Raw genomic sequence first — 6,103 nt, forward strand, 5'->3', positions numbered from 1 at the left:
GGGCCGGCCTGCTTACAGGTCCGGCGGAGGCCTGACGCCCAGGTGGCAGGCGCGCAGGGCGAGCTGGGTGCGATTCTCCGCGCCCAGCTTGCGGTACAGCTGCGTGACGTGTGACTTCACCGTGCGCTCGGCGATCTGAAGATGTGCGGCGATCTTCAGGTTGTCCGCGCCGCCCGCCACGTACTGGAGCACCTCGCGCTCGCGCTGCGTGAGCAGCAACAGGACGCTCGCCGTGGGTGACGTCACCGGCGGATGCTCGAAGTCGTTGCGGAGCAGTTGCACCGGGAACAGGCGCTCGCCGCGCACCAGCGACTGCACCGCCGAGGACACCGCGTTCACGCCCAGGCCCGCGCGGAAGAGATACCCGGAGGCCCCTTCGTCGAAGCACTGGGAGATGACCTCCGGCGTGCTCACCGCGGACAGAAGCAGCATGCGCACTTCCAGCCGGCGCTTGCGGGCCTCACGCAAGAGATTGAGCCCCTCCGTCACGGAGCACCCGATGGCGGCTTCGCCGTCGCTCTCCACGTCGAGGATGGCCACTTGCGGTGGATCCGTGCCGAGTCCGTCCAGGAAGCCGCGCACGTCGCGCGTCACTGAAGTGGAATGACCCTCACCCCGAAGCCCGTCGGACAAGCCCTGCCAGGCCGCCCACGGTCCTTCGAGAATCGAAATACGAACTGCCGATTGATTCGCTGCCATGCGATGGCCCCCCAGCCGTCGTGGCGAATTGCTTTCAATGCTACCTGTCGACTTCAACCTGCCCCGGAGTCGGTGGAACCGCGGCGGAACTTCCGCCCTTGCTGAGCGTGCGAGAACCGCGCTTCAACTCCATCCGGGGGTCCTGTCACTGCTGACCTGCGGACTGCATCTGCGACCGCCGAACGTGCCCCTGCGGGCCGTTCCTCCTTTTTCGTTTCAAGTAAATCCAGCCAACCGAGACCCTAACATCATCCAAGGCCAGTTGCGAACGGCCCCGAACAGGACTGTCAATTGCGCACGGAACGCATGGAAATCCAGGGTCTCGTCCGTCAGGTCGTGATCGCTGTCGTCCGGGGGACACGCCCCCGGCGTTGACATTGCAATGTTTCGATTGGTGTTTCGTACAGGGTCCGCACGGGTGGCGCCGGTGTGCGCGGGACTGGCGCATCCTGGATGGCAAGGGCGTATGCTGTGCGTCCCGCGCGCATGACTCCCTCCGCCCCCGCACCCCATGTCGACGTCGCCACGCCCGAGCGGGTGGCCCTCTCGCTGCCCGTGGCCGGCATCGGCTACCGCTGTCTTGCGTGGCTGGTGGACGCGAGCCTGCTGTTCTTCTTCTGGGTGGCGCTCTACTTCGTCGTGACGCTGCTGGTGTCCGACGTGCTGGGCGCCTTCCAGGCGCTGTCCGGGCTCACGCAGACACTGCTGGCGGTGGGCCTGTTCGCCACGCAATGGCTGTACTGGACGCTGGCGGAGGTCTTCTTCCATGGACAGACACCCGGCAAGCGCGCGCTGCGCATCCGGGTGGTGCGCGAGGATGGCTCGCCGGTGGGCTTCTTCGAAAGCGCGGTGAGAAACCTCTGCCGTGCAGTGGACTTCCTGCCGGTGCTCTACGCCACCGGCTGCATCACCATGCTGCTGGACTCGCGGCACCGCCGGCTGGGAGACCTGCTCGCCGGCACCGTGCTGGTGCGCGAGGAGGCCATCGACCTGGACAAGTACACGCAGGGCGCGGCGCCAGAGTCGCCGCCCCCGCCGGTGGCGGACCCGGGCGTGCAGCGGCCCCTGGGCGCGGAGGACGTGGAGCTGGTGCTGGCGTTCCTCGCGCGCGCGCCCGGCCTGGAGCCGGACGTGCGGCGGCGGCTGGGAGCGCGGCTGGTGGACCGCGTGGGCGCGTCCCTGACGGACGAGGAGCGCGCGCGGGTGCTCCAGTCCCAGGAGGCCACGGAGGCCTTCTTGCGCACGCGCGCGAAGGCGGCCCACTGACATGGCCGCGCCGCTGCCCACCTTCGTCACCCGGCGCAGGCCGGACTGGGACGCGCTCCAGTCGCTGCTGACACGCCAGCGCGCGGGCCGCTTGAGCCTTTCGGAGCTGCGCACGCTGGACACGCTGTACCGGCGCGCGGCCGCGGACCTGGCGCGGGCGCAGACGTTCTATCCGGGCACGGACGCGCACCGCTTCCTCAACCAGCTGTGCGCGCAGGCGTATGGCGCCATCTACCAGCCGCCGCGCGAGCGCTGGGCCTCCACGCGCGACTTCTTCCGGCGGGACTTCCCCGCGACGCTGCGCCGCGAGGCGCGCTTCGTGGGCGTGAGCGCGGGCCTGCTGGTGCTGGGACTGCTCTTGGGCGCGCTGGTGGTGACGCTGGAGCCGCGCGGCGCGGAGCTGCTGGTGCCGGAGGGCGTGCGGCGCTACGTGGCGCAGGGGCGCATGTGGACGGATGATCTGCTGTCCGTGGCGCCGCCCAACGCCGTGGCCTCCGGCATCGCGACCAACAACCTCACCGTCACGCTGTTCGCGTTCGCGTCCGGCATCCTGCTGGGCGTAGGGCCCATCTTCACGCTCGTGAACAACGGCGTGCTGATTGGCGCGGTGGGGGCGCTCTGCTACCGCGAGGGCATGACGGCGGGCTTCCTGGACTTCATCGCCGCGCACGGGCCGGTGGAGCTGTCCATCATCGTCATCGCGGGCGGCGCGGGGCTGATGGTGGGCCAGGCGCTCATCGACCCCGGCGAGCTGCCGCGCGCGCAGGCGCTCCAGTCACGCGGGCGCGAGGCGGTGAAGCTGGTGGTGGGCTGCGCGCCCTTCCTCGCCGGCATCGGCATGGTGGAGGGCTTCATCTCCCCGGGCCACCTGTTCCCCACCTGGGCCAAGGTGGGGCTGGGCCTGTCGCTGGGAGCGCTCTTCTGGCTCTACCTGTTGCGCGCGGGCAGGACGGACGCGGGCGTGGCGCGCGTGGACGTGCCGGACGCCATGGCCTCCAGCCGCTTGCGCTGACGGTGCTTGAGGATGCGCTCGTAGGCGTCGTTGACCTCTCGCATCTGCTCCGCGGAGCCGCCCCGGTCCGGGTGCCGCTCCAGGGCCAGCGCGTGGAAGCGCGCGCGGATGACGTCCGGCGAATCCAGGGGCGACACGCCCAGCGTCTGGTACGGGCACTGCTCCTGGACGGCGGTGAGCCACTGATCCAGGCGGGCCTTCACCTCCACGAAGCGCGCGTCCGCGTCCGCGGTGTCCTTCACCGGGTGCGTGCGCATCTTCGCGTCCGCGCGGAAGACCTCGCTGTAGGTGCTGGACACCCAGCGGTGACACGAACCGCACCGGTAGTACTTCACCCGGTTTCCGGGCTGGAGTGTCATCATCACGCCGCAGTGGGTGCACTCCACCGTGACGTTCTCCAGTGTCTGCCAGCTCGCGACCGCCGCACCCATGGTGACTTCGACCTCCGTTCGCAACACGCCTGTAGCACTGGCAAACTCCCACAGCGGCGGATCCCGTCAAGAAAATGTCGCGCGCGACCCGGGGGGTGCCCCGCGCCGCTGCCGGGCTTCCCGGGATTCGGGTAGAACGAGGCCCATGCGACCGCTCCTCGCCGCCGCCCTGCTCCTGACCGCCGCCGCGCACGCCCAGGCACCGTCGACCCCGGCGGCCACGGCTCCCAAGGCCGCCCCGAAGGCCGACAAGGCCCCGGCGGACCCCCGCGCCCAGGACGACTCCCTCCTGAAGGGCCTGTTGTGGGCGGCGGAGCCCGCGCCGGAGGAGATCCGCGCGCTCGCCATCGAGGACCTGGCGCTCCTGGGGGACACGCGCGCCCTGGACCCGCTGGCCGCGTTCATCTGGGACCCCAACCCGCGCATCCAGCAGGCCGCGTTGCGCGCGGTGGCCCTCTTCCAGCACCGCCGCGCGGAGGAGATCCTGGGCAACGTCGTGCGCCACCCGCGCCTGCCGGACACGCTGAAGATCCAGGCCCTGAGCGGCCTCTTGTATCAGCGCACCGCCACGGCCCGCCGGGTGGTGCAGGACGTGGCCGCGGACAGCCGCGTGGGCTACGCGGTGCAGAACGCGGCGCGCTCGGTGGCGTCGCAGTGGGACGCCGCTCCGGCCGCCGCACCTTGAAACACGCCTGCCTGTCTGCCCTCCAGGCCTGACGCCGCCCCGGGCCCGCCGGGCCGATTCCTGGAGTGCGCGCGTGTATGGGTTAGACTGGGGCGCATGAAGATCACCCCCCTCGACATCCGGCAGAAGCGCTTCGAGACGGTGATGCGCGGCTTCGCGCGTCCCGAAGTGGGCGCGTACCTGGAGCTGATCGCCGGCGAGTTCGAGGAGGTCGTGAAGGAGAACATCGCGCTCAAGGAGGAGCTGAAGCGCACCCAGGCGCGGCTCGAGCAGCATCAGGAGCGCGAGCGCACCCTCCAGGAGACGATGGTCACCGCCCAGCGCATCAGCGAGGACCTGAAGGACGCCGCGAAGAAGGAAGCGGAGATCATCATCGCGGACGCGGAGCACCAGGCGGAGAAGATCGTCCACGGCGCGCACCAGCGGCTGGTGCAGGTGGTGGAGGACATCAACGAGCTCAAGCGCCAGCGCACCCAGTTCGAGTCGCAGGTGCGCTCCGTGGTGGAGGCCCACCGCAAGCTGCTGGAGACGTTCGCCGCGCCCACCTTCGCGGACCGCGACTACGCGCGCGTGGAGGACAACGTCGCGTTCCTGTCGCAGAAGAAGGCCACCTCCAACGACTAGCACCTGCGCGCATGTCCGCTCCCTGGCTCAAGGCCGTGCAGACCGGGGTGGAGCTGACGGTGCTCGTCCAGCCGCGCGCGTCCCGCACGAAAGTCGTGGGCGAGCATGACGGCCAGCTGAAGATCCAGCTCGCCGCGCCGCCCGTGGATGGGGAAGCGAATGCGGCCCTGGTGGAATTCATCGCCAAAACGCTGGGCGTGCCGCGCCGTCAGGTGACCCTGGTGGCGGGTGACACGTCGCGCCGTAAGCGATTGAGGGTGGAGGGGGTTGATGCGCCGGCGGTCGAGGCTGTTATCTCTGGTGGACCGTGAGGCCACGCATGCTCCGCCTGTTCGCCTTCTTGATGATGCTGCTGGCCTCGCCGGGCGTGTTCGCACAGGACGAAGGCCCGCGCGGCATCCACGCCACGGAGGCCGTCGTCACCGACACCGCGCTCGTGCCCCACGCGCGCCCCTCCATCGTCGCGGGCGAGCTGAAGACACAGCGCTTCGTCATCCTGCACACCGCGAAGGCGGCGGGCGCGGCCCGGGCGCTGGCCACGCAGATCGAAGGCGTGCGGGACAACTTCGGCGCGATGCTGGGGCGCGACTGGCCGGGCACCACCGAGATCCGCCTGGGCGTGGGCCGCCAGGAGTTCGAGGCCCTGGCGCTCCCCGGCGGAAAGCCCCCGGGCTGGGCCGTGGCGCTCGCCTATCCCGGGCATCAGATCATCCTGCTGGACGCGCTGAGCCTGAACGACGCGGAGGGCCCCACCACGCTGCGGCACGAGCTGGCGCACGTGGCACTGGGCCAGCTGGCGAAGGACTGGCCGCGCTGGTTCCAGGAGGGCGTGGCGCAGAACCTCACCGACGAGCGCTACTCCGTCGCCCACTACACCGCCCTCTTCCGCGCGGTGACGCAGGAGCGCGTCTTCCACTTCGAGGACCTGTCCGACGAGTGGCCGGACGTGCCCGCGGACGTCGAAATCGCCTACGCCCAGAGCGCGGCCTTCGTGGCCTACCTCACCGGCAAACACGGCGCGGCCGCCATGGGCCTGCTGGTGGACGGCGTGCGCGCGGGAGAGCCCTTCGAGCAGGCCTTCGGCAAGGCCTTCCGCACGTCGCTGCTGTTGGAAGAGCAGGACTGGCGCGAGGGGCTCGCGGCCCGCTACGGCTGGCTGCCATTGACGACCAGCTCCGCGATCCTCTGGCTCACCGCCTCCGTGCTGTGCGTGGCCGCCTTCTGGCGCCGCACGCGACAGAAGGCCGCGCGCATGACGGAGCTGGCCGCGGAGGACGCCGCCGAGGACGCCGCGCTGCGCCTCTTGGCCGCCGCCCGCGCCGCGGGGCCCCTGCCCGTGGATGGCACCGAGCCGCTGTCCCCCGCCCTCCCCTGGCCGGAGTGGCC

The 6,103-nt window shown here is 70.7% G+C and carries 8 protein-coding genes; 6 read left to right on the forward strand and 2 right to left on the reverse strand.

What is annotated here, in order from left to right; translation table 11 throughout:
- Positions 1 to 12: 12 nt before the first annotated feature.
- Positions 13 to 699, reverse strand: coding sequence for a response regulator transcription factor FruA (gene fruA / locus D7X96_RS16960; protein ID WP_043321786.1), 687 nt, complete (start codon positions 697 to 699; stop codon positions 13 to 15).
- Between the two features lie 486 nt (positions 700 to 1,185).
- On the opposite strand from fruA, the gene D7X96_RS16965 reads away from it, so the two are divergent.
- Together D7X96_RS16965 and D7X96_RS16970 are read left to right on the forward strand one after the other, a co-directional pair.
- Positions 1,186 to 1,965, forward strand: a complete 780-nt coding sequence (locus tag D7X96_RS16965; protein WP_199747007.1) for an RDD family protein — start codon at positions 1,186 to 1,188, stop codon at positions 1,963 to 1,965.
- A 1-nt stretch (position 1,966) separates the two neighbouring features.
- Positions 1,967 to 2,977: a stage II sporulation protein M gene (locus D7X96_RS16970; RefSeq protein WP_120550364.1), complete on the forward strand. Its 1,011-nt coding sequence runs from the start codon at positions 1,967 to 1,969 to the stop codon at positions 2,975 to 2,977.
- Here D7X96_RS16970 and D7X96_RS16975 read toward each other — a convergent pair.
- Positions 2,893 to 3,408, reverse strand: coding sequence for a J domain-containing protein (locus D7X96_RS16975; RefSeq protein WP_120550363.1), 516 nt, complete (start codon positions 3,406 to 3,408; stop codon positions 2,893 to 2,895). The two genes, D7X96_RS16970 and D7X96_RS16975, sit on opposite strands and share 85 nt — an antisense overlap.
- A gap of 145 nt (positions 3,409 to 3,553) precedes the next feature.
- Here D7X96_RS16975 and D7X96_RS16980 point away from each other — a divergent pair, with 145 nt between their 5' ends.
- The 4 genes from D7X96_RS16980 to D7X96_RS16995 all read left to right on the forward strand — a co-directional run.
- Positions 3,554 to 4,093, forward strand: coding sequence for a HEAT repeat domain-containing protein (locus D7X96_RS16980; protein WP_120550362.1), 540 nt, complete (start codon positions 3,554 to 3,556; stop codon positions 4,091 to 4,093).
- 96 nt (positions 4,094 to 4,189) lie between these two features.
- Positions 4,190 to 4,717 (forward strand): DivIVA domain-containing protein, encoded by a 528-nt coding sequence (locus D7X96_RS16985; protein ID WP_014397740.1) that lies wholly within the window; start codon positions 4,190 to 4,192, stop codon positions 4,715 to 4,717.
- Positions 4,718 to 4,728: 11 nt separating this feature from the next.
- The gene (locus D7X96_RS16990; protein WP_120550361.1) at positions 4,729 to 5,028 is read left to right on the forward strand and encodes a DUF167 domain-containing protein; all 300 of its coding nucleotides are present in this window, start codon (positions 4,729 to 4,731) and stop codon (positions 5,026 to 5,028) included.
- Positions 5,029 to 5,036: 8 nt separating this feature from the next.
- The coding region (locus tag D7X96_RS16995) for a peptidase MA family metallohydrolase (protein ID WP_244219616.1) at positions 5,037 to 6,103 on the forward strand (1,067 nt) is incomplete at its 3' end.

Source organism: Corallococcus interemptor, assembly GCF_003668875.1.
GTDB classification, from domain to species: domain Bacteria; phylum Myxococcota; class Myxococcia; order Myxococcales; family Myxococcaceae; genus Corallococcus; species Corallococcus interemptor.